Here is a 23,690-nt window from a genome sequence, read left to right as displayed (position 1 = left end):
GCGGCTCCGGCCCTAGCTTTCGTTCCTGCCGATCAGGTCCATTTCGTAGGGCGTCGTCTGGTACATCTCGTTGATCCAGTTGCCGAAGAAAAGATGCGCATGGCTGCGCCAGCGGTTCTGCGGCGGCAGGGTTGAATCATTGTGCGGGAAGTAGTCATGCGGCATCTTGATCGGTACGCCCGCATCCACATCCCGGAAATATTCGTCCGATAGCGAAGTGGAATCATACTCTACGTGATTGAACATGTAGAGGCGCTTGCCCTTCTTCTCGTGCACGAGGCACACACCCATCTCCTTCGATTCCATCAGGATCTCAAGGTCGGGCACCGCATCGATGTCGGCGCGGCGCACTTCGGTCCAGCGCGACACCGGCACGGCGAAATCGTCGGAAAAGCCGTTGAGATAGACGGAGGAGGGCTGCAGGTTCTGGTGGCGGTAGACGCCGAAAGCCTTCTCCTTCAGCGGATATTTCGGCACGCCATGGAAATGATAGATCGCCGCCATCGCGCCCCAGCAGACGTTCAGCGTCGAATGCACGTTGGTCGTCGTCCAGTCGAGGATGCGCTTGAGTTCGTCCCAATAGGTGACGTCCTCGTATTCCAGCGTTTCGACCGGGGCGCCGGTGATGATGAAGCCGTCGAACTTGCGGGCCTTCACCTCCTCCCAGGTCTCGTAGAAGGCAAGCAGGTGTTCCTCGGAGGTGTTCTTCGCGCGGTGCGCGCCGATGCGGATCAGCGACAGCTCGACCTGCAGCGGCGAGGCGCCGATGAGGCGCGCCATCTGGATCTCGGTCTTGACCTTGTTCGGCATGAGGTTCAGCAGCCCGATCTGGAGCGGGCGGATATCCTGACGGATCGCCACGGTCTCGGTCATCACCCGCACGCCCTCGGTCGCGAGGGTCTCGAATGCGGGCAGCGTATCGGGTATCTTGATGGGCATGGGGCTTCCACTCGATCAATACAAAAAAACCGGCGGCGATTGATCGCGACCGGTCCTCGGAAAATCCACGTTTCCTCGGCCCTTTAGCGATTTGTTTAACGTGGCTGCAAGCCGGCCGGCCAAATCACCACGGATTGTTTGATAGCGCGGCAAGGCCGCGGGGGTCAATGAAAAACGATTCGTGTGGGTTGGCCCCTCATCCGGCTGCCGCCACCTTCTCCCCGCAGGCGGGGAGAAGGGACATTGCCGCGGCCGTTCGGCTCCCTTTCAGGCTTACAGCAGGTGATGAGGTTGCGGTCGCCGCGTTCCCCCGCCCCGCTTGCGGGGAGAGGGTTAGGGTGAGGGGCAATCTGTTGCTAGGTGCAGCAAGTCCAGACCGTTCTGCATGCCATATCCCAGCCGCTTGCCGGCCTCGCTCTGACTGAGCCAGAAGAAGCGAAAGCGGATCGGCGGGCCACCGCTCTCCGGCGTCATTTCGCGGTGCAGCCAGGGTTCCTTTTGTTCGCCGGCTAACGGCCCATGGAAATAGTGCCGGCGATGGCAGATTTTCCGGCCGTTCTGCGTGAAGTGATAGTCCTGCGTTTTAAATGGCAATAATGCCGGCGGCGGCGTCAGCCCGGTCTCCTCGACAAATTCGCGGAAGGCCGCCGCTTCAGGGCTTTCTCCCGGTTCTATCGTGCCGCCCGGGACCTGCAGATCTACATCGGGAAAGTCCGGCTCGTCGAAGACGAGCAGATGCCCTCGCCAGGTGGCGTAGATCAGGACCTTGTTGGCGTCCGGTCTCATCCGTCGCGGCGTGCCATGAAGGCCAGGCGCTCGAAAAGGTGGACGTCCTGCTCATTCTTGAGAAGCGCGCCGTGCAGCTTCGGCAGCATGGTCTTTGGATCGGCGCGCAGGTCGGCCGGGTCGATCTCGTCGGCGACGAGCAGGCGGATCCAGTCGAGCGCTTCGGAGGTCGAGGGCTTCTTCTTCAGCCCCGGCACCTGGCGGATATCGTAGAAGGCGGCAAGGGCTGCCGAAAGCAGCGTCTTGCGGATGCCGGGATAGTGCACCTCGACGATGCGGGCGAGCGTGTCTGCGTCGGGAAAGCGGATATAGTGGAAGAAGCAGCGGCGCAGAAAAGCGTCCGGCAGTTCCTTCTCGTTGTTGGAGGTGATGACGACGATCGGCCGCTGGCGGGCGTGGATCGTCTCGTTGGTCTCGTAGACGTGGAACTCCATCCGGTCGAGTTCCTGCAGCAGGTCGTTCGGAAACTCGATGTCGGCCTTGTCGATTTCGTCGATCAAGAGCACCACACGCTTCCCGGCCTCGAAGGCCTGCCAAAGCTTGCCCTTGCGGATGTAGTTCTTGACGTCGTTGACGCGCTCGTCGCCGAGCTGGCTGTCGCGCAGGCGCGAGACGGCGTCATATTCGTAAAGTCCCTGCTGCGCCTTGGTCGTCGACTTGACGTTCCATTCGATCAGGTCGAGTCCCAGAGCAGCTGCAACCTGCCGCGCAAGCTCGGTCTTGCCGGTGCCGGGCTCGCCCTTGACGAGCAGTGGCCGTTCCAGCCGGATCGCGGCGTTGACGGCGATCATCAGGTCCTTGTCGGCGATATAGTCGGCGGTGCCTTCGAATTGCATGGGCTTCTTCCGGTCATAGTGATGCGGAAAACGGTCCTGCGGGCGAGGGCCGTCGTCATGCTTCTGCAGTAGCGCATAAGCGGTGCAGGTGTCACTGCCGCTGGCTGCGACCCGTCAGACGTCAGCCGCGGAAGGCGGTAACCTCGATCTCGATCAGCATTTCCGGGCGGATGAGATCGCAGACGATCATGGTGGCGGCAGGGCGGATTTCGCCGAACATCTCGCCGAAGATCGGAAAAACCCGGTCGGCGAAACTGGCATCGGTGACGTAGTAGTGATTGCGCACCACGTCTAAGAGCGAGAAGCCCGCCTCTTTCAGCGCGCCCTCGATCGTCTTCAGGCAATTGTGCGCCTGCTCTTCCACCGTTTCCGGCATGGTCATGGTGGCGTAGTCGTAGCCGGTGGTGCCGGAGACGAAACACCAGTCGCCCTTGGCGACGGCACGCGAATAGCCTGCCGTCTTCTCGAAGGGCGAACCGGAAGAGATGAGCTTGCGCGTCATCCCGTCGCTCACGCCCAGGGGCGCGAGGCGGTGGTCGACTTTTCGAAGCTGTCGATGGCCGTTGCCTTCTCCAGCGTCAGGCCGATGTCGTCGAGGCCGTTCAGCAGGCAGTGGCGCTTGAAGGCATCGACCTCGAACTTGACCGTGCCGCCGTCCGGACCAGTAATTTCCTGGGATTCCAGGTCGACCGAGAGGATGGCGTTGGAGCCGCGCGAGGCGTCGTCCATCAGCTTGTCCAGGTTCTCCGGGCTGACGACGATCGGCAGGATGCCGTTCTTGAAACAGTTGTTGTAGAAGATGTCGGCGAACGAGGTCGAGATCACGCAGCGGATGCCGAAGTCGAGAAGCGCCCACGGTGCGTGCTCGCGCGAGGAGCCGCAGCCGAAGTTGTCGCCGGCGACCAGGATCTTGGCGTTCTGGTAGGCGGGCTTGTTGAGCACGAAATCCGGGTTGACCGAGCCGTCCTCGTTGTAGCGCGCTTCGGCGAAAAGTCCGGTGCCGAGGCCGGTGCGCTTGATCGTCTTCAGGTAATCCTTCGGAATGATCATGTCCGTGTCGACGTTGACGACGGGGAGGGGAGCGGCGACGCCGGTGAGCTTGACGAACTTTTCCATAACTTCAGGCCTTCGATTTCAGCGAAATGTTGCGTAAGCGTTTAGATCAGTTTTGCGCCGAAATGAAGGAAAATCTATCCCGAAGATGCTTGCCGGGCGGGTGAAATCGCCTGCCCGGCAAGTGTTGTCGCGGTTGTTTTATCCGTTGGGCGCCTTGCCCGAGGGTTTTGCCGAAATCGGCCGGTGTCTGGCTTCTGTCTCAGCCTGTCTTGACTCTAGCCTGCTTTTACTGGGGCGTTCAGCGCCCAGAGCACGCCGAAGGGGTCGCGCAGCTGCCCGTAGCGATCGCCCCAGAACATCAATTCGATCGGCATCACGACTTCGGCGCCGGCGGCGACCGCCTGGCTCCACCACGCGTCGATGTCGTCGACCGGCAGCATCAGGCTGAAGGCCTGCGGCTTTTCCAGGGCATGGCCGTATTCCGGATAGGCGTCACTGAGCATCAGCGAGCTGCCGTTGATGTGGAGATGGATATGCATCGTCCGGCCCTGGTCGTCGACCGGTTGCCGATAGGCTTCCTTTGCGCCGAAGGCGTGCTTGTAGAATTCCGCCGCCTTGGCCGCGCCGTCGACCTGGAGATAAGGCACCAGGCCGTTGAGGGCCTTCGGCAGCTGGTTTGCGTCTGTTTTCTGCGTCGTGCTGTCCATGTCATGCTCCTGTTGAGGGAATGATGCAGTGGCCATGACCTTTGCTGGCCTGACCCAAGGACGAACGCAAGCGGGTCTTGCCGACACGGGTGTCGCAAAAAAATCGAGCGAGATTGGGCTGCCGCGTCGGGCAGACTCAAGCATTTCGGGAAAAATGCGAAGCGGTTCCCGTCAGGAAGTGCGTAGAAACAAGGAGATAGAGCGCTTCCGCGACGTCGTCTAAACCGGAAACGCTCTGGAGATCGATGCCTAGAGATCGATGATCGTGCCGCGACCGTCGTTCCAGATGCGCATTTCGCGCGGGGCGGCGCCGGAGGTCGGGCGGGCCGTTGCTCGAGCCTGCTTCAGGTTCAGCCGGGCGGCAATGGCGCTGCCGATCGCGACAACGGCGGCGATGCCGGCGAGCGCAAGCGCAAGCGATGCGGTGAAGACGAAGGCTGCCAGCGTAATGGTGATGGCGAGAGCCGTAAAAAGAACAGAACGTATGCTTTGCATGATCGTCACCTTTCTGCTCGGGATGTGGGTGTTGCCGCCGCCGCTTGCAAGAGGGGTGCGGCCGTTCGCCTCGTCTTGCGGAAAAAAGGAAAGGCGGGCACAACTGGCCGCATGACAAAATCGATCGAACATCACCCCGTTCGCCTGCGCCGTTCGGTGCTTTCAGTGCCGGCCGACAATGCCCGCGCACTGGCCAAGGTTGCGGAACTTGCGGCCGATGCCGCGATCTTCGACCTTGAGGATGCGGTGGCGCCGGAGCGCAAGGCCGAGGCGCGGGACGGCCTCGTTCGCCACCTCGTCGAAAACAGGCCGGATTGTGAGGTCATCATCCGCATCAATGCGCTCGGATCGGGCTTCGGCCAGCGGGATCTGGCGGCGGCCGTTTCGGCAAAGCCTGACGCAATCCTGCTGCCCAAGGTCGAAAGTCCGGCCGATATCCAGATCGTCGCCGACTGGCTGGCCGATAACGATGCGCCGGAGGCGTTGCGTCTCTGGGCGATGATCGAAACGCCGCGCGGTGTCGTCAATGCGCCTGTTATCGCCGAGACCGGCCGCACCTTCGGCGGCAGGCTCGATTGTTTCGTCGTCGGCCTCAACGACCTGCGCAAGGAAACCGGTGTTCCCGACCGGCCCGGCCGTCCGTACCTCATCCCCTGGCTGATGCAGATCCTTTTGGCCGCACGCGGGAGCGGTCTCGACGTCATCGATGCGGTGTTCAACGATTTCCGTGACGCCGACGGTTTCGACGAGGAGTGCCGGCAGGGGCGCGACATGGGCTATGACGGCAAGATGCTGATCCACCCGCTGCAGATCGGCCCGGCCAACGAACGCTTCGGCGTCGAGCAGGCGGCCGTCGACGAGGCGCGCGCCATCATCGCCGCCTTCGCGCTGCCGGAGAACGCGGAAAAAGGTGTCATCAATCTTCATGGCCGAATGATCGAGCGGCTGCATCTCGATCAGGCCCTGAAGCTCGCCGCCAAGGCGGAGATGATTGAAAAACGAAAGGCAAGATTTTGAAACTTTACCGCTTCCTCACCGGCCCCGACGATGCGTCCTTCTGCCATAAGGTGACGGCGGCACTGAACCAGGGTTGGTCCCTGCACGGCTCACCGACCTACGCCTTCAATGCGGATACGCAGCACATGCAATGCGGACAGGCCGTATTCAAGGAAGTCGAAGGCAAGGACTACCACCCCGACATCAAGCTGTCGGAACAGTAAAAAGCAGGAACGCTTCGACTTTCCGGCCGGAGCGTTTTTTTGTTTTCCGATTGTTTTTCGGGGGCTCTGCCTCGGAGCGGATGGGGGCTTAGTTGCCCACGTGCTCCACGCTCGCCTCGATCCGTTCCATATCGTCGTCGGAGAGGCCGAAATGGTGGCCGATCTCGTGGATCAGCACATGGGTGATGATGTCGCCCAGCGTTTCCTCGTTTTCCGCCCAATAGTCGATGATCGGGCGGCGATAAAGGATGATCCGGTTCGGAAACTCACCTGTCTCCATGGTGAAACGTTCGCTGATGCCACGGCCTTCGAACAGGCCGAGCAGGTCGAACGGCGTCTCCAGCGCCATGTCCTCGAAGACGTCGTCGCTTGGAAAATCGGCAACCTCGATGATGAGGTCGGTCGTCAGTTGGCGGAACTCCTGCGGCAGGTGGCTGTAGGCTTCCACTGCGAGTTGTTCGAATGTCGTGAGCGTCGGTGCGTGGCGTTCCCGCCAATCATCGGTCTGGTCAATGCGGGCCATAGGCACTCCTTGTTGCCCTCCATATAGCGATTTTGCCTTTGTTTTTCGAGTGTTGAATTCCGGCTGGGGTGGGCGAGGAATAAATTCTTAAACTTGGCTGTTGACTCATGTGGTCAGCTCTGGAATCTATAAGAACATAACAGGAACATCTTAAATGGGAGTTGACCGTCATGGCCGAGAACGCCGTGCAGCGGGAGACCGTTCTTTCGCTTCGCGAAACCATAGCCAGGATCGAAAATCGCAGGCTTGCGGGCGTCGTGAAGGCGGTCAAGGCGGCCGATCCCGCAGGCTTTCGGCGCAAGGAAGAAGGTCACCAGTCCTCCGGCCGCAAGGTCCTGCCGCTCGGCATTCCCGAACTCGACGATATCCTCGAGGGCGGCCTGCCGCTCGAGGGTATGACCGAGATCCGCAATTCCGAGACGCGCGATGCCGGCGCTGCGGCCGGTTTTGCAACCGCGCTCAGCGCCCTTTGTCAGCAGGCGCGCCAGCAAAAGGGCGATGCCGGGGCACCGGTTCTGTGGGTCAGCCAGTCGCTGGCCTCGACCGAGGCCGGCCTGCCCTACGGTCTTGGTCTCAAGGCTTACGGGCTCGACATTCGAAGCCTGATCCTCAGCCTGCCGCGCACGGTGAAGGACGCGCTGTGGATCGCCGAGACGGCGCTTTCCGTCCCGGCCTTCTGTGCCGTCATTCTCGAAATTCGCGGCAATCCGGCATCGCTGGCCTTGAGCGAAAGCCGGCGCCTGCATGTTCGCGCGCGCGCCGGACGCATTCCTCTTCTTCTTCTGCGTCAGTCCGGTCACGAGGAGGCGAGCAGCGCCTTCTTCCGGCTTCATATCGAACCGGCGCCCGCCCGCGAGCGCGCCCTCCCTGACGGTTCGATGCTTTGCGGCAGCATCGGCCATCCCGTCTTTCACGTCATTGCCGAAAAAAGCAGGTCTCCTGCTCCCGTCGGCCTCTTCCTGGAGTGGAACCCCCATGACCGCCGCTTTTACCCCGTCGAGCCCCTACCAGCCGCTGCTGCGGCAGACCCACAACCAGCGCATTCTGTCGCTCGACTTTCCGCATCTTCCGGCCGACCGGGTGGCGCGGAGCCGCTGGGGAACCTCCTGGCTTTCCCGCGGGCGTCCTGATCATCCGCCTGTCGTCTTTGCCGACCGGGTCAGGAATGCGATGCGCCTCGTCGCGCTCGATGGCCTTGCCGAGAAATCAGGATTCCAGTTGGGCCAGGGCGTTGCCGAGGCGCGGGCCATGTGTCCCGAGGTCGATGTGCTGCCCGCCGACCGGGCGGCGGATCGCGCCCTTCTGGAAGGGCTTGCGGACTGGTGCAGCCGCTACACGCCGCTGGTGGCGCTCGACGGCGAAAGCGGCCTTTATCTCGACATTACCGGCTGCGCCCATCTTCTCGGCGGCGAGAAATCGCTTCTCGACGACCTGCTCGCCCGGCTCTTTCATCTCGGCATCGAGGCGCGTGCGGCGATCTCGTCTTCGGCAGGGCTTTCCTGGGCGGTGGCGCGCTTCGGCTCGCAAAGCGTGATCGCTCCGGAGGAGGCCGTACGCGTGCTTGCGCCACTGCCGATGGCTGCCCTCAGGCTTCCAGTCGACATGATCGAAACGCTCGGCCGGGTCGGGCTCAAGCAGGTCGGCGATATCATCGAGGCGCCGCGGGCGCCGCTTGCCCGCCGCTTCGGATCCATTCTGCTCCTGCGCCTCGATCAGGCCATGGGGCTGGAGGACGAGCCGCTCTCGCCGCGGCTCCCCGTTGCCAGCCTCTCGGCCGAGCGGCGGCTTTCCGAGCCGGTCCAGGGTGAGGACGATATTCTCGGCCTGACGCAGGAGCTGGCAGCAAGGCTGAAGCCGGAGCTGGAAAAGCGCGGCGAAGGCGGACGGCTGTTCGAACTGCTGCTGTTTCGCGTCGACGGCCGGGTCTTTCGCATCGCTGCCGGAACGTCTTCGCCGCTGATTGAACCGAGCCGCATTGCCGGCCTTTTCCGCGAGCGGCTGCAGGCGGTGCACGAGGATCTCGATGCCGGTTTCGGTTTCGAGATCCTGCGGCTGTCGGTTCCCAAAAGCGAAAAATACGAGGTGATGCAGGAGGATTTTTCCGGCACGCCGGATCGGCAGCAGCCGCTTGCGGCCTTTGCCGACAGGGTCATGGCGCGGCTGGGCGCAGAAAGCCTGTTTCTGCCCGTCCTGTCGCAGAGCCACGTGCCGGAGCGTGCCGCCGCCTTTCAGCCGCTTGCGGATGTGGAAATGCTGAAGACGGTCGAGGAAGCCGCTTCCACTGTTCCGGCCTGCCTTAGGATGGCTTCCGTTCGACCGCAGCGGCTGTTCCAAAGTCCGGAGCCGGTGGAGGCGGTGGCCGAGGTGCCGGAGGGCCCGCCCAGAAGCTTTCGCTGGCGGCGGAGCCTTCATCGCATAGCGCGCGCCGAGGGTCCTGAACGGATCGCGGCCGAATGGTGGGTCGATGGCGAAAAGGCGGCCGAGCGGGATTATTTCCGGGTGGAGGATGAAAAAGGCCGGCGCTTCTGGCTGTTTCGAGAAGGGCATTATGGCGGGCCCGCACAGCCGCGCTGGTTCATGCATGGGGTCTTCGCATGAGCACGCCCTATTTCGAGATCGGCGCCTGGTCGAATTTCTCCTTCCTCGAAGGAGCCTCCCATCCGGGCGAAATGATCGTTGCCGCCAGCCGCCTTGGTATTTCCGGCCTTGGCGTTGCCGATCGCAATACGGTGGCGGGCGTGGTGCGCGCTCATGCGCAGGCCAAGGTGGAGGCGTTTTCCTTCCAGCCCGGCGCCCGGCTTTCCTTTGCCGAAGACATCCCGGATGTGCTCGCCTATCCGCGCAACCGTCGGGGCTGGGGCAATCTCTGCCGCATGCTGAGTGCTGGAAACCTGCGGGCGAAGAAAGGCACCTGTACGCTCTACGAGACCGACCTTGTCGAATGGGGCGAGGATATCCTGATTGCCGTCCTGCCCGACCCGGTGATCGGGGCGTCGGAGGCTAAAAACCTTGCGGAATTTCTCAAGCGGCTGAAGCCGCATTTTGCCGACCGGCTCTATCTGGCGCTGGTGCCGCGCTATGACGGTTTCGATCAGCTTGTCTTTGCCGGGCTGGCGACCATCGCCCGCAACGTGGGCACGAGGCTGATCGCCACCAACAGTCCGCTGTTTCACGCGCCGGCGCGCCGGCCGCTGGCCGATATCGTCACCGCCATACGCGAGCATGTGACGGTGGCGCAGGCGGGGTTCCGGCTTCAGGCGAATGCCGAACGCCATCTGAAACCACCGGCGGAAATGGCGCGCATCTTTCGCGACTACCCCGAGGCGATCGCCAATACCGGGCATTTTTTCCGCCGGCTGAATTTCACTTTGGCGGAACTCGAATACCAATATCCCGATGAGAGTTTTGCAGGCGAGACGACGACACAGACCCTCAGGCGGCTGACGATGGAAGGCGCCCATGTGCGTTATCCCGAAGGCATTCCCGCGAAGGTCTCGACCCAGATCGAATACGAGCTCGAGCTGATCGCCAGCAAGCGCTATGAGCCCTACTTCCTCACCGTGCGCAACATCATGGAATATGCGCGAAGCGTCGACATTCTCTGCCAGGGCCGCGGCTCGGCGGCAAATTCGACGGTCTGCTACTGCCTTGCCATCACCGAGGTCGATCCGCTTTCGACGACGCTGCTTTTCGACCGGTTCCTGTCGACGGAGCGTGACGAGCCGCCGGATATCGATGTCGATTTCGAGCACGAGAAGCGGGAAGAGGTGATCCAGCATATCTATAGGACGTACGGCAAGGAGCATGCGGGGCTTACGGCCGCCGTCATCAGCTACCGGGCGCGGTCGGCCGGTCGCGAAACGGCCAAAGCCTTCGGCTTTTCCGAGGACGTGCAATCGGCGCTTGCCGGTTCGGTCTGGGGTTGGTCGGCCGCCGACCTGTCGGAACGGGAGGCCAAGGCCGCCGGTCTCGATGTCAAGGATCCAACGACGGTGCGAGTGCTCGACTATGCCACCGCGCTGATGAGCTTTCCCCGCCATCTCTCTCAGCATGTCGGCGGTTTCGTCATCACCCGCGATCGGCTCGACGAGGTGGTGCCGATCATGAACACGGCGATGCCCGACCGCTACATGATCGAGTGGGACAAGGACGACCTCGATACGCTGAAGATCCTGAAGATCGACGTGCTGGCGCTCGGCATGCTGACCTGCATCGCCCGGGCGTTCAAGCTGATGGAGCGGCATTACGGCGTGAGGAAAGACCTGCACACGCTGTTCAAGGATGAGCAGGATGACGTCTACGACATGATCTGCCGGGCCGATACGATCGGCGTCTTCCAGATCGAGAGCCGGGCTCAGATGAGCATGCTGCCGCGGCTCAGGCCTCGTGTCTTCTATGATCTCGTCATCGAGGTGGCGATCGTGCGGCCCGGACCGATCCAGGGCAACATGGTGCATCCCTATCTGAAGCGGCGGGAGCAGCGCAATCGCAACATACCCATCGAATATCCGAGCAAGGAGCTGGAAGTGGTTCTGGAGCGGACCCTTGGTGTGCCTTTGTTCCAGGAACAGGCGATGCAGATCGCTATTACCGCGGCAAATTTCACGCCGGGCCAGGCCGATCAGCTCAGGCGGGCAATGGCGACCTTCAAGCGAACCGGCACCATCCACACCTTCGAGCAAAGGATGGTCGAGGGCATGGTCAACAATGGCTACGACAGAGATTTCGCCGTACGTTGCTTCAAGCAGATCGAAGGCTTTGGCGAATACGGCTTTCCCGAAAGCCATGCTGCGTCCTTCGCGCTGCTCGTCTATGTCTCTTCATGGCTGAAGACCTATTATCCCGATGTCTTCTGCGCAGCACTTCTGAACTCACAGCCGATGGGCTTTTACGCTCCCGCCCAATTGGTGCGGGACGCGCGCGAACATGGCGTGCGGGTGCTGCCTGTCGATATCAACCATTCGAATTGGGATGCGGACCTCGAGAGGGGCGGGCATGATCGTGGTGCGGTGGAGCCGCGCCATCGGGACATGCTGGGTGTGATCAAGACGGAAAAGGCCATCCGCCTCGGCTTCAACCAGGTCAAGGGGCTGAGAGAGATGGAGATCGTGGACAAGCTTATCGCCCATCGCGGCCGGGGCTATACCTCGGTTCGCGATCTCTGGCTGCGCTCGGGATTGCCGCGCTCCGTGCTGGAGAAGCTTGCCGATGCGGATGCGTTCCGTTCGATCGGGCTCGATCGCCGCAACGCGCTTTGGGCGGTAAAGGCGCTGGATGAGAAAAGTGCTGCCGAGCGGTTGCCGCTCTTCGAGCAGGCGACGCAGGACGAATTCCAGCTGGAGCCGGCAGTTTCGCTGCCGGTGATGCTGGAGGGCGAGCAGGTCATCAACGATTACCGCTATCTCTCCTTCTCGCTGAAGGCGCATCCGGTTTCTTTCCTCCGGGCGGAGTTTTCGGGGCAGGGGCTGGTCGAAAACCGCGCGCTTGCCACGGCACCCGTCGGCCGAAGAGTGACGGTTGCCGGGCTGGTGCTCGTTCGCCAGCGTCCAGGCTCGGCCAAGGGCGTGATCTTCATGACGATCGAGGACGAGACCGGCGTCGCCAATGCCATCGTCTGGCCGAAGGTTTTTGAAAAATACCGGCCGGTGATCATGGGTGCGCGTCTCGTCAAGATCCGCGGCCGGCTCCAGCGTGAAAGCGAGGTCATCCACGTGGTGGCGGAGTATATCGAGGATATGACCCCGATGCTCGGGCTGTTGCGCAAGGAGGAGCGCCGCTTCGGCGCCAACGATCGTGCCGACGAGGTGCTGCGACCGACGGCCGACGCGCGCGATAAGAAGGTGCTGAAGGAACTGCGCCTTGCGGCTGCCCGCCGTGCCGCCGGCGCCGATCATCAGGCCGTCGCGACCGAAATTGCCGACGTCATGCCGAAAGGCCGCAACTTCCATTGATGAACAGACACGATGGGCTCGGCTTGGCTTCGAAGGCTCGGTCCCTCACAGCCGTTTCATGACCCGTCCTTCCGGAGCTGGGCTTGCCGTACCGGATTTCGGCCACTCACCTTGGTCTTCCTGCGTAAAAATGTCGCAGTATCCTGCGGCAATCGCCGGGAAATCCACAGAAAGAAAGGTCATCAATGCTACGCTAATATTCTGAAAATACGATGTTTTTTGTCATGTTTAGATTCGTTCTAATCTGCGTGCAAGTTCCGCTTGTGGAGTTTTTTGTTGACAATAAATGTCCTCTTTTGCTTTATGAGCGAATTCAGGACGTTGCGTTTCACAGGCAAGACGACATGCTGGTTTGCAGCTGCAATTTCATCACGGAAAAAGAGATCGAGGACATGATTGTCAGCCTTCTCGATGAAGACTGTTGGCAGCTGATCGTGCCGGCGAAAGTCTATCACGCGATGGAAAAACGCGGTCGCTGCTGCGGCTGTTTCCCCAACGTCGTCGACATCATCATCCGCACCACCGAGCAATATCACGGCCGTCGCGACTCGACGGATGTCGAGATATTTGATTTCATGGCCCGCCTCAAACAATTCCATGAAGACAACCGGAGGGCGGATTTTGAAAGGCGACAAAAAGGTCATCGAGCAGCTTAACGAAGCGCTCTATCTCGAACTCGGCGCCGTCAACCAATACTGGCTGCATTTCCGCCTTCTCGAAGATTGGGGCTACACGCTCCTTGCCAAGAAGGAACGTGCCGAGTCGATTGAAGAAATGCATCATGCCGACAAGCTCGTCGCGCGCATCATCTTCCTCGAAGGTCATCCGAACCTGCAGACGGTCGGACCGCTGCGCATCGGCCAGAACGTCAAGGAAGTGCTGAAGGCGGATCTCGCCGGCGAATACGATGCCCGCACGGCCTACAAGAAATCACGCGACATCTGTCATGACGCCGGAGACTACGTCTCCATGAAGCTGTTCGAAGAGCTGCTTGCTGATGAGGAAGGTCATATCGACTTCCTCGAGACCCAACTCGAACTGCTCGAAACCATCGGCGAAGCGAAATACGGCCAGCTCAACGCAGCACCGGCCAACGAAGCCGAGATCGACTGAGCGTCTCGCACCATTCACACGAGAAAGCCGCCGATCACCTCGGCGGCTTTCTGGTTTTCGGGCCAAGACGATCTATGGCGCCCCGTTGCCTGACGCGCTTAGAGCATTTCCAGGAAAAGTGCGAAGCGGTTTTCCGTCAGGAAATGCGTAAAAACAAAGAGATAGAGCGTTTGTGCGGTTCCGTCTAAATCGGAAACGCTCTAAAGAATGGGCGCGCGGGCTGACGGTTCGCCCGCATGCAGACCCTCAAAGAGCCCGGTGGGGGTCTGTGAACCCTCAGGCTCGAGCGCATTTCTCCATGCGTCTTCAAACGGCGATGCGCCCTGCACCGAATTGGTATCGGGCCGGCCGGCGCCTGCTCGATACCAACCTGCCGGATATTGGCGATCGGCCCCAGAGTGGCATTGCTGCCGGGCAGGGCAAAACCTCAACCGGAACCAGGCGGTCGGTGAGGGTTGCCGCGGCAATCGCAAGACCAAAAGCGCGCGCTGCGAGCGGCCGCCTATCGTCCGCTGGCAGCTCGCAATCTGCGACGGATGCCAGGGCATCGCTTTGCGGTGTGCGTGTTGTCGGCTGGGTCCCCCGCGAAAGGTCGATGTCAGCGCAGACCCGGCCCCTGTTGCGAAAGGCGTAGTTACGGCGCCAGGTGGGCGAAGGCGGCAACGACCTCCTCATAGACCTTGCGCTTGAACGGTACGATCATCTCCGGCAGGTCGCGCATCGGCTTCCAATCCCAGGCGTCGAATTCCGGTTCGTGGCCGCCCGGCGGTGGGTTGATGGCGATCTCGTTCTCGTCGCCCTCGAAGCGGAAGGCATACCAGCGCTGCGTCTGGCCACGAAATTTGCCCTTGAGGCCGATGCCGATCAGGTGTGAAGGCAGGTCATAGTTGATCCAGCCCGGTGCCTCGGCGAGCAGCGAAACCGTGCGCATGCCGGTCTCTTCATAGAGCTCGCGATAGGCGGCCTTCAGCGGATCCTCGCCCTTGTCGATGCCGCCCTGCGGCATCTGCCATTGCTGCGGCGAGCCGTCATATTCGGAATTGCCGACGGCGATCCGGTGGCCGGCCCAGACGAGGCCGGCGCGGTTCAGCACCATGACGCCGACACAGGGGCGATAGGGCAGGTCTTCGGCCCGTAGGTTCTTGTCGTTATGCTTGCTCATCCGCTGTCCTCTCCTGGCTCAAGGCGTGACCCACTGCTCGCGCACGGCAGCGTATGGCCCTGAAGTGTTCGAACCTTTGTGAAGTCTCATCGCACCCATCTTTCGGGTTCGCAATGATTTCGTGCGCCTCGCCTGAGGCGCTGGGCTTCTGACATGGCGCCCTACATGCAGCAATTCAAAGTGCTACAGCGACCTTTGCGCGTCCAATAAGACGCGCGGCGCTCAAGGCACGCTTGACCTATCTCTGCTGCGGGTCCTTGACGAGTGCTGAAACGCCGACGATCTCGATGCCGCGCCCTTCCGCCTCGCCGGCCCACTGGGCGATGGCGGCCACGCTCTCGTCGAATGCCGAGGCGACACCGATGGCTGTACCGTTGCGCCGGGCGATGCGTTCCAGCTCGTCGAGTTTTTTCAGGATGGCGCTGCGGCTGAGCTCGCTGTCGACGGTCATGTCGGCGAAGCCATGCGGAACGTCAAAGGCATCGGCAAGCTTGCCGGACAGCGATTGCGCCGACGTGCCGTCGTCGAGGAAAAGCACGCCGCGTTTGCCGAGATCGCGCATCACCGGTTCGAGAGCATCGGCATCGGAGAGAAAGCGCCCACCGAGATAGTTCATGATGCCGGTGTAGTTGGTGATCTGCGCCATGTTCTTGTGCAGTTCGGCCAGGTTCTTCGTCGAACCAAGCGAGAGGCGGAGCGCGCGCGGTCCCGGATCGTTGTCGGGGTAATCGAAAGGCTCCATCGGGATCTGCAGCAGGATCTCATGGCCGCTGCGTCTTGCCTCCTGCATCCAGCGCTGCAGGCTGTTGCCGGCGGCGGCAAAGGCGAGGGTGACGTCGGGCGGCAGGTCGCGGATGGCCTTCTGCGTGCCGGTCTGGCTGAGGCCAAGGCCGCCGATCACAAGCGCGATACGGGTGCCGCGTGCACCCGACCAGGGTCGGGCATATTGATCCATCGGCCGCAGCCCGTCGGCGGCGGTGATCGGTAGCCGGCCCTCAGCGCTGTCTTCCAGCAGGTCGTCATTCGGAAGGGCGGCCATGCGCGGGTCCTGGCCGCGGATCGGGCCGACATTGATCAGCGCAGGCCCGCTGCCGTCGCGTTGGCGCGGCGTGAACTTGGTGACGGTCGCGCCGTCGTTTGTCAGGGTTTCCTCGACATGAGCGCCGGAGAAGGCGGTGCCCGGCTTCAGCGTGCCGCCGCTGGTGTTCGATGCTTGCCCGCTTGTGGAATTGGGTGTCTTTTGTGCCGTTTCGGCCGGTTCCGGCCCAACCATACCCGGTTCGGACGCCTGCCTGCGCAACCCATCCGGAGCGACGGCGTTCCAGACGGAAAGGCCGATTATGGAAAGGGCAAAGATGCCGACAAGGGAATAGCTGAGAAGGCAACGACGGTCGCGTCTTGGCGCGGTCTTTTCCCGGCGGTTCTGGCCAAGGGGGGCATTGAGATCTGTTCCCAAACGGAGCCTCGGTCGACCTGAAGGAGAGTTGCCGGTGAGGGATGCGCCGTTTTTAAGAGAATCGGCGGTTTCCGGCAGCACCTGCAGCCCACATAGTATAAAGGCGCCGGGTTGACCAGCCCGGCGCCTTCAATGGCTTACTTCTTGAGCTCTGCCTGCTCCGGGCTTGCCGGGAAGGCCGGATCGGTCTTCTTGCCGCGCAAGAGGTCAAGCGCGTAGTTGAGCTGCAGGTCGTCCTTGGTTTCCGGCGGTACATAGGCGACCGAGCCGGAACCTTCGTCGGTTTCGCTCTGTCCCTGGATGTGGCCACGCAGATCGGATTCGCCCTGGGCTTCGACCCTGCCAAGCAGTTCCGGCGGCAGTGGCTGTTCGACCTTGATGTCGGGCGTGATGCCCGTTCCCTGGATCGATTTGCCCGACGGCGTGTAGTAGAGCGCCGTCGTCAGGCGCAGAGCGCCTGCTTCGCCGAGCGGAATGATCGTCTGTACCGAGCCCTTGCCGAAGGAGCGCGTGCCGAGCACGGTCGCGCGCTTCAGGTCCTGCAGGGCGCCGGCAACGATTTCCGATGCGGAAGCCGAGCCGCCATTGACGAGAACGACCACCGGCTTGCCGTCGGTCAGATCGCCAGGCGTCGCGTTGAAGCGGCGGGTCTCGTCCGGATTGCGGCCGCGGGTCGAAACGACCTCGCCACGCTCCAGGAAGGCGTCGGAAACGTTGATCGCCTGGTCGAGCAGACCGCCCGGGTTGAGGCGCAGGTCAAGGACATAGCCCTTCAGCTTGTCGGCCGGTACTTCGGACTTGATCTTCTCGATGCCCTTCTTCAGGTCGTCGTAGGTCTTCTCGGTGAACGAGATCACGCGAAGATAGCCGACGTCGCCTTCGGTGCGGAACTTGACGGCGCGAACGGCGATCACGTCACGCACGATCGACAGTTCGATCGGCTTGTCGGCGCCCTTGCGCAGGATCGTCAACTTGATCGGGGTGCCGACGGCGCCACGCATCTTCTCGACCGCATCTTCAAGCTTCAGGCCACGAACGTCCTGGCCGTCGATCTTGGAAATGAAGTCACCGGCGAGAACGCCGGCGCGGGCCGCGGGCGTGTCGTCGATCGGGCTCGTGACCTTGACGAGGTCGTCTTCCATCGTCACTTCGATGCCGAGGCCGCCGAATTCGCCGCGGGTCTGGGTGCGCATGTCCTCGGCGTCGGTCGAGTTCATGTAGCTCGAGTGCGGATCAAGCGAAGAGAGCATGCCATTGATGGCATTCTCGATCAGCTTGTCATCCTGCGGAGGGGTGACGTACTGCGCGCGCACGCGCTCAAACACGTCACCAAAAATCGCCAGCTCGCGATAAGTCGAGGTATTGGCCGCGACGGCCGGAACGACAGCCGAATAAATGACGCCCATAGCGGTCGCACCCATCAGCGCCCCGACCAGAACAAGTGAAGCCCTACGTATCATTTCGCGCCTTTCCAACCTCTGCTGCGGTCCACCATGGTCGGGAATCAACCGGTTTTCCGTCTTTTCGGAATTCAATGTAAAGCGTCGGCCGGTCGGTTTCCAGCGCCAAGGCCGCAGCACTTGCGACTCTTTTCGCACCCATCGTCGCAAGCGGTTCACCCGCCACGACAAATTGTCCGGTCTGTACGCTCACCTTCTCCATGCCCGACAGCACAACATGGTAGCCGTCGCCCGGATTGAGAATGATCATCTGCCCATAACTGCGGAAATTGCCTGCATAGACGATCCAGCCATCTGACGGCGCAGTCACCAGCGCGCCGGGGTTGGTTTCCAACATGATCCCTTGCAGGGAGTGCCCTGTACCATCGGCATCACCGAACTTTCGCAAAAGCGATCCCGCGGCCGGATAGGCAAGCTTATTCCTCAGCTCCGAGAACACGTATGCTGGCGCAATGCGGTTTTTGTCGGGCACGGCGCTCCGGGCGAGCTCCCGCGCCGCTTCGCGCTCGGCCTCGCTCATGCGCAGGCGTTCCTCTTCCTGCGCGCGTGCGGCGGCAGCCGCGTCGCGCACCGAAGCGATGTCATTTTCGAGCGAACCGATGAGGCCTTCGAGATTGGTCGCCTGCGAGGCGAGTTCCTGCGCCTTGCGCTGTTCGGCGGCGAGTTCGGCCGCACTTTTCTGGCGCAGTTTTTCCTTTTCGGCCACGAGCATCGACATGCGACGCTCTTCCTCGGCATTGGCCGTCATCGCTGCCGTCAGCTCTTCGCGCTGCTTGCCGATGCCGGTTCTGATATCGGCGAGCGCCTTCAGGTCGGCGACGAGGTTGTCCGTTTCCTCGCGAATTCCGGGTACGACAGCGCCGAGCAGAATGGCGCTGCGAACGGAGCCGAGCGCATCCTCAGGCGTCACCAGGATCGCCGGCGGCGGGTTGCGGCCCATGCGCTGAAGTGCGGCGAGCACTTCGGCAAGCACCCCACGCCGGGCGCGCAGCGATCGGCGCACGGTATCTTCCTTGGAGCGCAACTCGCTCAGCTTCTTCTCTCCATCGACGATCTGCTGCTCCAGACCCTGCCGCTTCCTGGCAGAATCGACGATGGCGGCGCGCAATGCCTCATTGTTTTTGTCGATCTCGGCGATGGTCGCCGCCAGCTCGTCGGCGCGCTCCTGCGACAGCGTGATGGTTTTCGACAGCGCATCGAGCTCGCTGCGGGTGCTGTCTCGACGAAGCGTCAGGTTTGCCGCCGGATCGGGCGGCCCCTGCTGCTGGTCCGCCGCTGATGCCGCTGGCGTCGCCGGTGCATCCTGGGCGGCTGCCGGAAGCGCAGCAACAAGCACAAGCGCCAGCAGCGCCGCACTGCGGCCGGGCCGCCATGCTTCGCCACCGATCTTGCTGAAAGCGCTCATCATGCTTCGGCGCGTCATTCGTCCCTATGCATCCAACTGGAAATGCTTCGCGCTTACTTCCGCCAACCGGAACCGATTTTCGGAAAGCGTCATGCGCAGTTTCAACGTTTCTGAGCGCTCGCCGGGCATCTTTCCCCGGTGCGTGACGCTCTCCTCAAAAAGCCTAATCTGATTTGGCGGATGCGACCAACACATATTCTCGTTATCGCCGGTGCATGGCGCGTCTCAGACACGGTGATAGGGATGTCCGGAAAGGATGGTCACGGCGCGATAGAGCTGTTCGGCGATCAGAATGCGCACCAGCTGATGCGGCCAGGTCATCTTGCCGAGATTGAGCACGGCGTCGGCGCGCGAATGAAGGCCAGGGTCGAGCCCGTCGGCGCCGCCGATCGCGATCATCAGGTCGCGTTTGCCGCTATCGCGAAAACTGCCGAGCAGCGATGCGAAGCCTTCGGAATCGAGCGCCTTGCCGCGTTCGTCAAGCAGCACCAGCAGACTGCCGTCAGTGAGCGCTTTTTCAAGCTGGGCTGCCTCCTCCCGCTTGCGCGTATCGGAGTTGGAGGCGCGGCTTTCGTTGACTTCGACCACGCGGGAAAGCTCGAGACCGATCGCCGGACCGGCCTTGGCAAAACGATCGAGATAGCGGGCCGCAAGATCCTTTTCCGGCCCCGCCTTGAGGCGGCCGACTGCGAAAAGTCCGATACGCATGACCCAATCCGTCTCCGCCTGCGCTGGACCGCACTGCTGCACACCTCCTGAAACCGGGGCCGATTCAAGGAGAAGGTCATGCAGCGCACTAAAGCGTTACAGCGACATTTGCACGTCATGCCAGACGCGGCGCTGCAAGCTACGATCAGTCGCAACAATTATCCTGGCTGCGAACGCCGCTTCGGCGATGACAGCCACATTCCCAATATGTATGATCGCAATACGGTGCGTGCGGCGGCTCAGACGCCCGACGAACCGTGCGATCTCAATGCAGCGTGCCGTCCTCGATCTCCGGTGTCGCCCACATCTTCTCGATGTTGTAGAACTCCCGGATTTCCGGCCTGAAGATGTGAATGATCACATCGCCGGTATCGATCAGCACCCAGTCACCCGTTTCCAGACCTTCGACGCGGGCGTTGCCGAAGCCCTCGTCCTTCAGGTCCGTGGTCAGATGGTCGGCAATCGCCGCCACATGCCTGCTCGATCGCCCGGAGACAACGACCATGAAGTCCCCCAGCGCCGACTTGCCGGCAATGTTGATGGTAACGATATCTTCTGCCTTCGAGTCCTCTAGGCTTTCGAGGACCAGTTGAAGCGCACGGACAGCGGCTTCGTCGCTAGATCCCGTGCTGCGTGGGAACGCGGAGGCCGCATATCCCTTGGCGTGTGCTGTTGTCAGGGTTTTTCCTTTCCAGGTGAACAGAACAGGCACTTCCGATTCGACTGTTTCGCTCGAACCGTCAGTAAATGTAGGCATCAAACCAGAACGGTTTCAAGACACGAGAAATGAATCATTCGATTTCACGCCGTTCTGGCGGATCGAAGTGCCGTCGAACTCATCGAGGAGCGCGGCCCGTGTATGAAGGTCCAGGCGGGTGCCGGGTGAAAAGCAAGGCGCCGGGCATCGTCTTCGTCGATGCGGGCATAGTCGAAAGTCTTGGCCATGCGCGAGGAGAGATAGGCAAGCGTCGAGCCCGGCCGATCGATGACGGCGATCGGAACCGTGCGGGCGATTTTCTGCCAATTCTGCCAGCGGTGAAAGCTGCGCAGGTTGTCGGCCCCCATGATCCAGACGAAGCGGATATCGCGGTTGCGGGCCTTTACCATCTCGAGCGTGCGAGCGGTATAGCTCTGCCCCAGCGCCTTTTCGAAGGCGGTCACCTTGATGCGCGGATTCGGGGCGATCTTCTCGCTGAGCGCGATGCGATCGGCAAGCGGCGCCAGATTATTGTGGTTCTTCAGCGGGTTTCCGGGGGTGACCATCCACCAGAGCTGGTTGAGGCCGAGGCGCTGGATCGCCGTTTCGGCGACCAGCACATGCCCCTGATGCGGCGGATTGAACGAGCCGCCGAACAGGCCGACCACCATGCCGCTTTCGACATGGGGCATGCGCAGATAGCGGCCGTTCACTTCGCTGGACGTCACGTCAGGGCCTGACCTGTCCGGCGCCGCGCACGCGATACTTGAACGATGTCAGCTGCTCGACGCCAACGGGGCCGCGGGCGTGCATCTTGCCGGTGGCAATGCCGATCTCGCCGCCCATGCCGAATTCGCCGCCATCGGCAAACTGGGTGGAGGCATTGTGCAGCAGGATGGCGGAATCGATTTCGGCGAAGAAGCGCTCGACGACATCGGCATCCTCGGCGATTACCGCCTCGGTATGCGCCGAGGACCAGGTGTTGATATGTTCGATCGCGCCGGAAATCCCGTCCACCAGTCGGACAGAGATGATCGCGTCGAGATATTCCGTCGACCAATCCGCGTCCGTCGCCGGCCGCAAGCCATCGATGGTTCCGGCAAGCTCTTCGGACACCCGCACTTCGCAGCCGGCTGCGAGCAGCGCCTGAAGTAGCGGCCTTGCCAGCTTGTCCGCAGCATTGCTGTCGATCAGCAGTGTCTCGGCGGCACCGCAGATACCAGTGCGGCGCATCTTGGCATTGACGACGATCTTTTCGGCCATGGCGAGATCAGCGGATGCGTCGACATAGATGTGGCAGAGGCCTTCGAGGTGGGCGAACACCGGCACGCGCGCCTCGTTCTGGACCCGTGCGACGAGGCTTTTTCCGCCGCGCGGAACGATGACGTCGATCGTGCCACCGAGGCCCGAGAGCATGGCGCCGACGGCAGCGCGATCGGCAACCGGCACCATCTGGATCGCATGCTCGGGCAGGCCAGCAGCCTTCAGGCCTTCGACGAGGCAGGCATGGATGGCGCGCGAGGAATGGAAGCTGTCGGAGCCGCCCCGCAGGATGACGGCATTGCCCGCCTTCAGGCACAGTGCACCGGCATCTGCCGTCACGTTCGGGCGGCTTTCGTAGATCACGCCGATGACGCCGAGCGGCGTACGCACGCGCTCGATGTGCAGGCCATTGGGGCGATCCCACTCGGCAATGACGTCGCCAACCGGATCCTTGAGGTCGGCAATCGCGCGAATGCCGTTGGCCATGTCGCGGATCCGGCTCTCCGTCAGCGTCAGGCGGTCGATGAAGGACGCGGCGATGCCGGACTGGCGGGCGTTTTCAAGATCGATCGCGTTGGCGGCAAGAATCTCGTCGCGGCGATTGACGATGATCTCGGCCATGGCAACGAGGGCCGCATGCTTGCGTTCGGCGGTGGCGACGGCAAGCGGCCGGCTTGCCGCCTTCGCCTGGCGGCCGATCTCCAGCATGACGCCTTCGACGTCATCCTTATTCCTGACTTCATCAAGCATGGACTTCATCCCTCCGGCCGTCCTTCTCGTCGGCGCGCTTGCCGGTCATCACCAGATCGTCGCGATGCACCATGGCGGCGCGGCCGGCATAGCCGAGGATCGCCGCGATCTCTGCGGATTTCTTGCCGGCGATCTGGCGAGCCTCGTCGGCGTCATAGCCGGCAAGACCACGGGCGATTTCGCGGCCCGCTGCGCCGAGAATGGCAATGGTGTCGCCGCGGCTGAAGGTGCCCTTCACTTCGCGCACGCCGGCAGGCAGCAGGCTCTTGCCGGAGCGCAGCGCCTCCTCGGCGCCGGCATCGATGGCGAGCGTGCCGGCCGGCAGCAGCTGCCCGGCAATCCAGGTCTTGCGTGCGGTCACCGGTGAGCCCGATGGTGCAAACCAGGACGAGCGAGCGCCTTCCTCGATGGCCGCCAGCGGATGGTTGGGTTTGCCCGAGGCGATGATCATGGAGCAGCCGGCGGTGGTTGCGATCTTGCCGGCATCAATCTTGGTGCGCATGCCGCCGCGCGACAGCTCGGAGGCAGCCCCCCCTGCCATCGCCTCGATCTCGGGCGTGATCTCCGCGATCGTGTCGAGGAAACGGGCATCGGGGTCGAGATGCGGCGGCGCCGTATAGAGGCCGTCGATGTCGGAAAGCAGCACCAGGAGGTCAGCGCCGACCATGGTGGCGACGCGGGCGGCCAGGCGGTCGTTGTCGCCATAGCGGATTTCGGTGGTCGCCACCGTATCGTTCTCGTTGATGATCGGCACGGCGCCGAGCTTCAGCAGCTGGTTGATCGTGGCGCGGGCATTCAAATAGCGTCGACGCTCCTCGGTGTCGCCGAGCGTCAGTAGCACCTGGCCGGCGACGATCGCGTCTGTCGAAAGACTTTCCGACCAGGCGCGGGCAAGCGCGATCTGGCCGACGGCCGCGGCCGCCTGGCTTTCCTCGAGTTTTAGCGCGCCAGAAGGGAGTTTCAGTACGGTGCGGCCGAGCGCGATGGCGCCGGAGGAGACGACGAGCACGTCGACGCCCTTGGCCCTGAGGGCGGCGATGTCGGCACACATGGCGTCGAGCCAGGCCTTTTTCAGCCCGGTCGCGCGATCGACCAACAGGGCCGACCCGATCTTGATGACGACCCGGCGATACTTCTGAAGCGGCTTGCGGGTCTTCGTCATG

24 protein-coding genes and 1 riboswitch are annotated in these 23,690 nt (G+C 62.2%); of the genes, 7 read left to right on the top strand and 17 right to left on the bottom strand.

Going from position 1 to position 23,690, the window contains the following annotated elements; genetic code table 11:
* Positions 1–12 precede the first annotated feature (12 nt).
* From metA to IB264_RS17635, 7 genes are all read right to left on the bottom strand, one after another.
* A complete protein-coding gene (metA, locus tag IB264_RS17665; protein ID WP_025425146.1) occupies positions 13–939 on the bottom strand; it encodes a homoserine O-succinyltransferase in 927 nt (308 codons plus the stop codon).
* A 63-nt stretch (positions 940–1,002) separates the two neighbouring features.
* Positions 1,003–1,080: riboswitch (SAM riboswitch) on the bottom strand.
* A gap of 192 nt (positions 1,081–1,272) precedes the next feature.
* Positions 1,273–1,725 (bottom strand): NUDIX domain-containing protein, encoded by a 453-nt coding sequence (locus IB264_RS17660; protein WP_025425145.1) that lies wholly within the window; start codon positions 1,723–1,725, stop codon positions 1,273–1,275.
* Positions 1,722–2,561, bottom strand: a complete 840-nt coding sequence (locus IB264_RS17655; RefSeq protein ID WP_025425144.1) for a MoxR family ATPase — start codon at positions 2,559–2,561, stop codon at positions 1,722–1,724. Before IB264_RS17655 ends, IB264_RS17660 begins: the two co-directional genes overlap by 4 nt.
* 121 nt (positions 2,562–2,682) lie before the next feature.
* A complete protein-coding gene (locus IB264_RS17650; protein WP_025425143.1) occupies positions 2,683–3,063 on the bottom strand; it encodes a RidA family protein in 381 nt (126 codons plus the stop codon).
* A gap of 8 nt (positions 3,064–3,071) precedes the next feature.
* On the bottom strand, positions 3,072–3,677 hold the full coding sequence (leuD, locus tag IB264_RS17645; RefSeq protein ID WP_025425142.1) for a 3-isopropylmalate dehydratase small subunit: 606 nt from the start codon (positions 3,675–3,677) through the stop codon (positions 3,072–3,074).
* Positions 3,678–3,892: 215 nt separating this feature from the next.
* Entirely contained in the window at positions 3,893–4,324 is a 432-nt protein-coding gene (locus IB264_RS17640; protein WP_025425141.1) for a glyoxalase/bleomycin resistance/extradiol dioxygenase family protein, read from the bottom strand.
* Positions 4,325–4,573: 249 nt separating this feature from the next.
* A complete protein-coding gene (locus tag IB264_RS17635; RefSeq protein ID WP_025425140.1) occupies positions 4,574–4,819 on the bottom strand; it encodes a hypothetical protein in 246 nt (81 codons plus the stop codon).
* A 111-nt stretch (positions 4,820–4,930) separates the two neighbouring features.
* Between IB264_RS17635 and IB264_RS17630 the strand changes: the two genes are divergently transcribed.
* The gene (locus IB264_RS17630; RefSeq protein WP_192433869.1) at positions 4,931–5,836 is read left to right on the top strand and encodes a CoA ester lyase; all 906 of its coding nucleotides are present in this window, start codon (positions 4,931–4,933) and stop codon (positions 5,834–5,836) included.
* Positions 5,833–6,039 (top strand): DUF1737 domain-containing protein, encoded by a 207-nt coding sequence (locus tag IB264_RS17625; RefSeq protein ID WP_025425138.1) that lies wholly within the window; start codon positions 5,833–5,835, stop codon positions 6,037–6,039. Before IB264_RS17630 ends, IB264_RS17625 begins: the two co-directional genes overlap by 4 nt.
* An 88-nt stretch (positions 6,040–6,127) precedes the next feature.
* On the opposite strand, the gene IB264_RS17620 is transcribed toward IB264_RS17625, so the two are convergent.
* The gene (locus tag IB264_RS17620; RefSeq protein WP_025425137.1) at positions 6,128–6,562 is read right to left on the bottom strand and encodes a metallopeptidase family protein; all 435 of its coding nucleotides are present in this window, start codon (positions 6,560–6,562) and stop codon (positions 6,128–6,130) included.
* A 170-nt stretch (positions 6,563–6,732) separates the two neighbouring features.
* On the opposite strand from IB264_RS17620, the gene IB264_RS34665 reads away from it, so the two are divergent.
* From IB264_RS34665 to bfr, 5 genes are all read left to right on the top strand, one after another.
* Entirely contained in the window at positions 6,733–7,692 is a 960-nt protein-coding gene (locus tag IB264_RS34665) for an ImuA family protein (protein WP_025425136.1), read from the top strand.
* Positions 7,643–9,160, top strand: coding sequence for a DNA polymerase Y family protein (locus IB264_RS17615; RefSeq protein ID WP_239637582.1), 1,518 nt, complete (start codon positions 7,643–7,645; stop codon positions 9,158–9,160). The genes IB264_RS34665 and IB264_RS17615 overlap by 50 nt, the downstream gene beginning before the upstream one ends.
* Complete coding sequence (locus tag IB264_RS17610) at positions 9,157–12,513, top strand: error-prone DNA polymerase (RefSeq protein ID WP_038575756.1); 3,357 nt, start codon at positions 9,157–9,159, stop codon at positions 12,511–12,513. The genes IB264_RS17615 and IB264_RS17610 overlap by 4 nt, the downstream gene beginning before the upstream one ends.
* A gap of 242 nt (positions 12,514–12,755) precedes the next feature.
* A complete protein-coding gene (locus tag IB264_RS17605; protein WP_239637581.1) occupies positions 12,756–13,169 on the top strand; it encodes a (2Fe-2S)-binding protein in 414 nt (137 codons plus the stop codon).
* Positions 13,135–13,626 (top strand): bacterioferritin, encoded by a 492-nt coding sequence (gene bfr / locus IB264_RS17600; protein ID WP_025425133.1) that lies wholly within the window; start codon positions 13,135–13,137, stop codon positions 13,624–13,626. Before IB264_RS17605 ends, bfr begins: the two co-directional genes overlap by 35 nt.
* Before the next feature lie 634 nt (positions 13,627–14,260).
* Here bfr and IB264_RS17595 read toward each other — a convergent pair.
* The 9 genes from IB264_RS17595 to proB form a co-directional block, all read right to left on the bottom strand.
* Positions 14,261–14,788 carry an RNA pyrophosphohydrolase gene (locus IB264_RS17595; RefSeq protein ID WP_025425132.1) on the bottom strand — a complete coding sequence of 176 codons (528 nt, stop codon included), beginning with the start codon at positions 14,786–14,788 and terminating at the stop codon, positions 14,261–14,263.
* 238 nt (positions 14,789–15,026) lie between these two features.
* The gene (locus tag IB264_RS17590) at positions 15,027–16,244 is read right to left on the bottom strand and encodes a divergent polysaccharide deacetylase family protein (RefSeq protein ID WP_025425131.1); all 1,218 of its coding nucleotides are present in this window, start codon (positions 16,242–16,244) and stop codon (positions 15,027–15,029) included.
* A 137-nt stretch (positions 16,245–16,381) separates the two neighbouring features.
* A complete protein-coding gene (locus IB264_RS17585) occupies positions 16,382–17,704 on the bottom strand; it encodes a S41 family peptidase (RefSeq protein WP_025425130.1) in 1,323 nt (440 codons plus the stop codon).
* Positions 17,694–19,109 carry a murein hydrolase activator EnvC gene (locus IB264_RS17580; protein ID WP_246811782.1) on the bottom strand — a complete coding sequence of 472 codons (1,416 nt, stop codon included), beginning with the start codon at positions 19,107–19,109 and terminating at the stop codon, positions 17,694–17,696. Before IB264_RS17580 ends, IB264_RS17585 begins: the two co-directional genes overlap by 11 nt.
* A 225-nt stretch (positions 19,110–19,334) precedes the next feature.
* Positions 19,335–19,817 carry a 23S rRNA (pseudouridine(1915)-N(3))-methyltransferase RlmH gene (gene rlmH / locus IB264_RS17575; protein WP_025425128.1) on the bottom strand — a complete coding sequence of 161 codons (483 nt, stop codon included), beginning with the start codon at positions 19,815–19,817 and terminating at the stop codon, positions 19,335–19,337.
* A gap of 265 nt (positions 19,818–20,082) precedes the next feature.
* Entirely contained in the window at positions 20,083–20,574 is a 492-nt protein-coding gene (gene rsfS / locus IB264_RS17570; protein ID WP_025425127.1) for a ribosome silencing factor, read from the bottom strand.
* Positions 20,575–20,618: 44 nt separating this feature from the next.
* Positions 20,619–21,227 carry a nicotinate-nucleotide adenylyltransferase gene (locus IB264_RS17565; RefSeq protein WP_025425126.1) on the bottom strand — a complete coding sequence of 203 codons (609 nt, stop codon included), beginning with the start codon at positions 21,225–21,227 and terminating at the stop codon, positions 20,619–20,621.
* Between the two features lie 16 nt (positions 21,228–21,243).
* The gene (locus IB264_RS17560) at positions 21,244–22,527 is read right to left on the bottom strand and encodes a glutamate-5-semialdehyde dehydrogenase (RefSeq protein WP_025425125.1); all 1,284 of its coding nucleotides are present in this window, start codon (positions 22,525–22,527) and stop codon (positions 21,244–21,246) included.
* Positions 22,520–23,689 carry a glutamate 5-kinase gene (gene proB / locus IB264_RS17555; protein WP_025425124.1) on the bottom strand — a complete coding sequence of 390 codons (1,170 nt, stop codon included), beginning with the start codon at positions 23,687–23,689 and terminating at the stop codon, positions 22,520–22,522. Before proB ends, IB264_RS17560 begins: the two co-directional genes overlap by 8 nt.
* Position 23,690: the final 1 nt, after the last annotated feature.

The organism is Ensifer sp. ENS11, assembly GCF_014851895.1.
Taxonomy (GTDB): domain Bacteria; phylum Pseudomonadota; class Alphaproteobacteria; order Rhizobiales; family Rhizobiaceae; genus Ensifer; species Ensifer canadensis.
This window is presented reverse-complemented; position numbering and strand designations above follow the sequence as displayed.

Coding starts and splice junctions, on each gene's coding strand:
- metA (WP_025425146.1), bottom strand. CDS start 939: ATGCCCATCAAGATACCCGATACGCTGCCCGCATTCGAGACCCTCGCG.
- IB264_RS17660 (WP_025425145.1), bottom strand. CDS start 1,725: ATGAGACCGGACGCCAACAAGGTCCTGATCTACGCCACCTGGCGAGGG.
- IB264_RS17655 (WP_025425144.1), bottom strand. CDS start 2,561: ATGCAATTCGAAGGCACCGCCGACTATATCGCCGACAAGGACCTGATG.
- IB264_RS17650 (WP_025425143.1), bottom strand. CDS start 3,063: ATGACGCGCAAGCTCATCTCTTCCGGTTCGCCCTTCGAGAAGACGGCA.
- leuD (WP_025425142.1), bottom strand. CDS start 3,677: ATGGAAAAGTTCGTCAAGCTCACCGGCGTCGCCGCTCCCCTCCCCGTC.
- IB264_RS17640 (WP_025425141.1), bottom strand. CDS start 4,324: ATGGACAGCACGACGCAGAAAACAGACGCAAACCAGCTGCCGAAGGCC.
- IB264_RS17635 (WP_025425140.1), bottom strand. CDS start 4,819: ATGCAAAGCATACGTTCTGTTCTTTTTACGGCTCTCGCCATCACCATT.
- IB264_RS17630 (WP_192433869.1), top strand. CDS start 4,931: ATGACAAAATCGATCGAACATCACCCCGTTCGCCTGCGCCGTTCGGTG.
- IB264_RS17620 (WP_025425137.1), bottom strand. CDS start 6,562: ATGGCCCGCATTGACCAGACCGATGATTGGCGGGAACGCCACGCACCG.
- IB264_RS34665 (WP_025425136.1), top strand. CDS start 6,733: ATGGCCGAGAACGCCGTGCAGCGGGAGACCGTTCTTTCGCTTCGCGAA.
- IB264_RS17610 (WP_038575756.1), top strand. CDS start 9,157: ATGAGCACGCCCTATTTCGAGATCGGCGCCTGGTCGAATTTCTCCTTC.
- IB264_RS17595 (WP_025425132.1), bottom strand. CDS start 14,788: ATGAGCAAGCATAACGACAAGAACCTACGGGCCGAAGACCTGCCCTAT.
- IB264_RS17585 (WP_025425130.1), bottom strand. CDS start 17,704: ATGATACGTAGGGCTTCACTTGTTCTGGTCGGGGCGCTGATGGGTGCG.
- IB264_RS17580 (WP_246811782.1), bottom strand. CDS start 19,109: ATGAGCGCTTTCAGCAAGATCGGTGGCGAAGCATGGCGGCCCGGCCGC.
- rlmH (WP_025425128.1), bottom strand. CDS start 19,817: ATGCGTATCGGACTTTTCGCAGTCGGCCGCCTCAAGGCGGGGCCGGAA.
- rsfS (WP_025425127.1), bottom strand. CDS start 20,574: ATGCCTACATTTACTGACGGTTCGAGCGAAACAGTCGAATCGGAAGTG.
- IB264_RS17560 (WP_025425125.1), bottom strand. CDS start 22,527: ATGCTTGATGAAGTCAGGAATAAGGATGACGTCGAAGGCGTCATGCTG.
- proB (WP_025425124.1), bottom strand. CDS start 23,689: ATGACGAAGACCCGCAAGCCGCTTCAGAAGTATCGCCGGGTCGTCATC.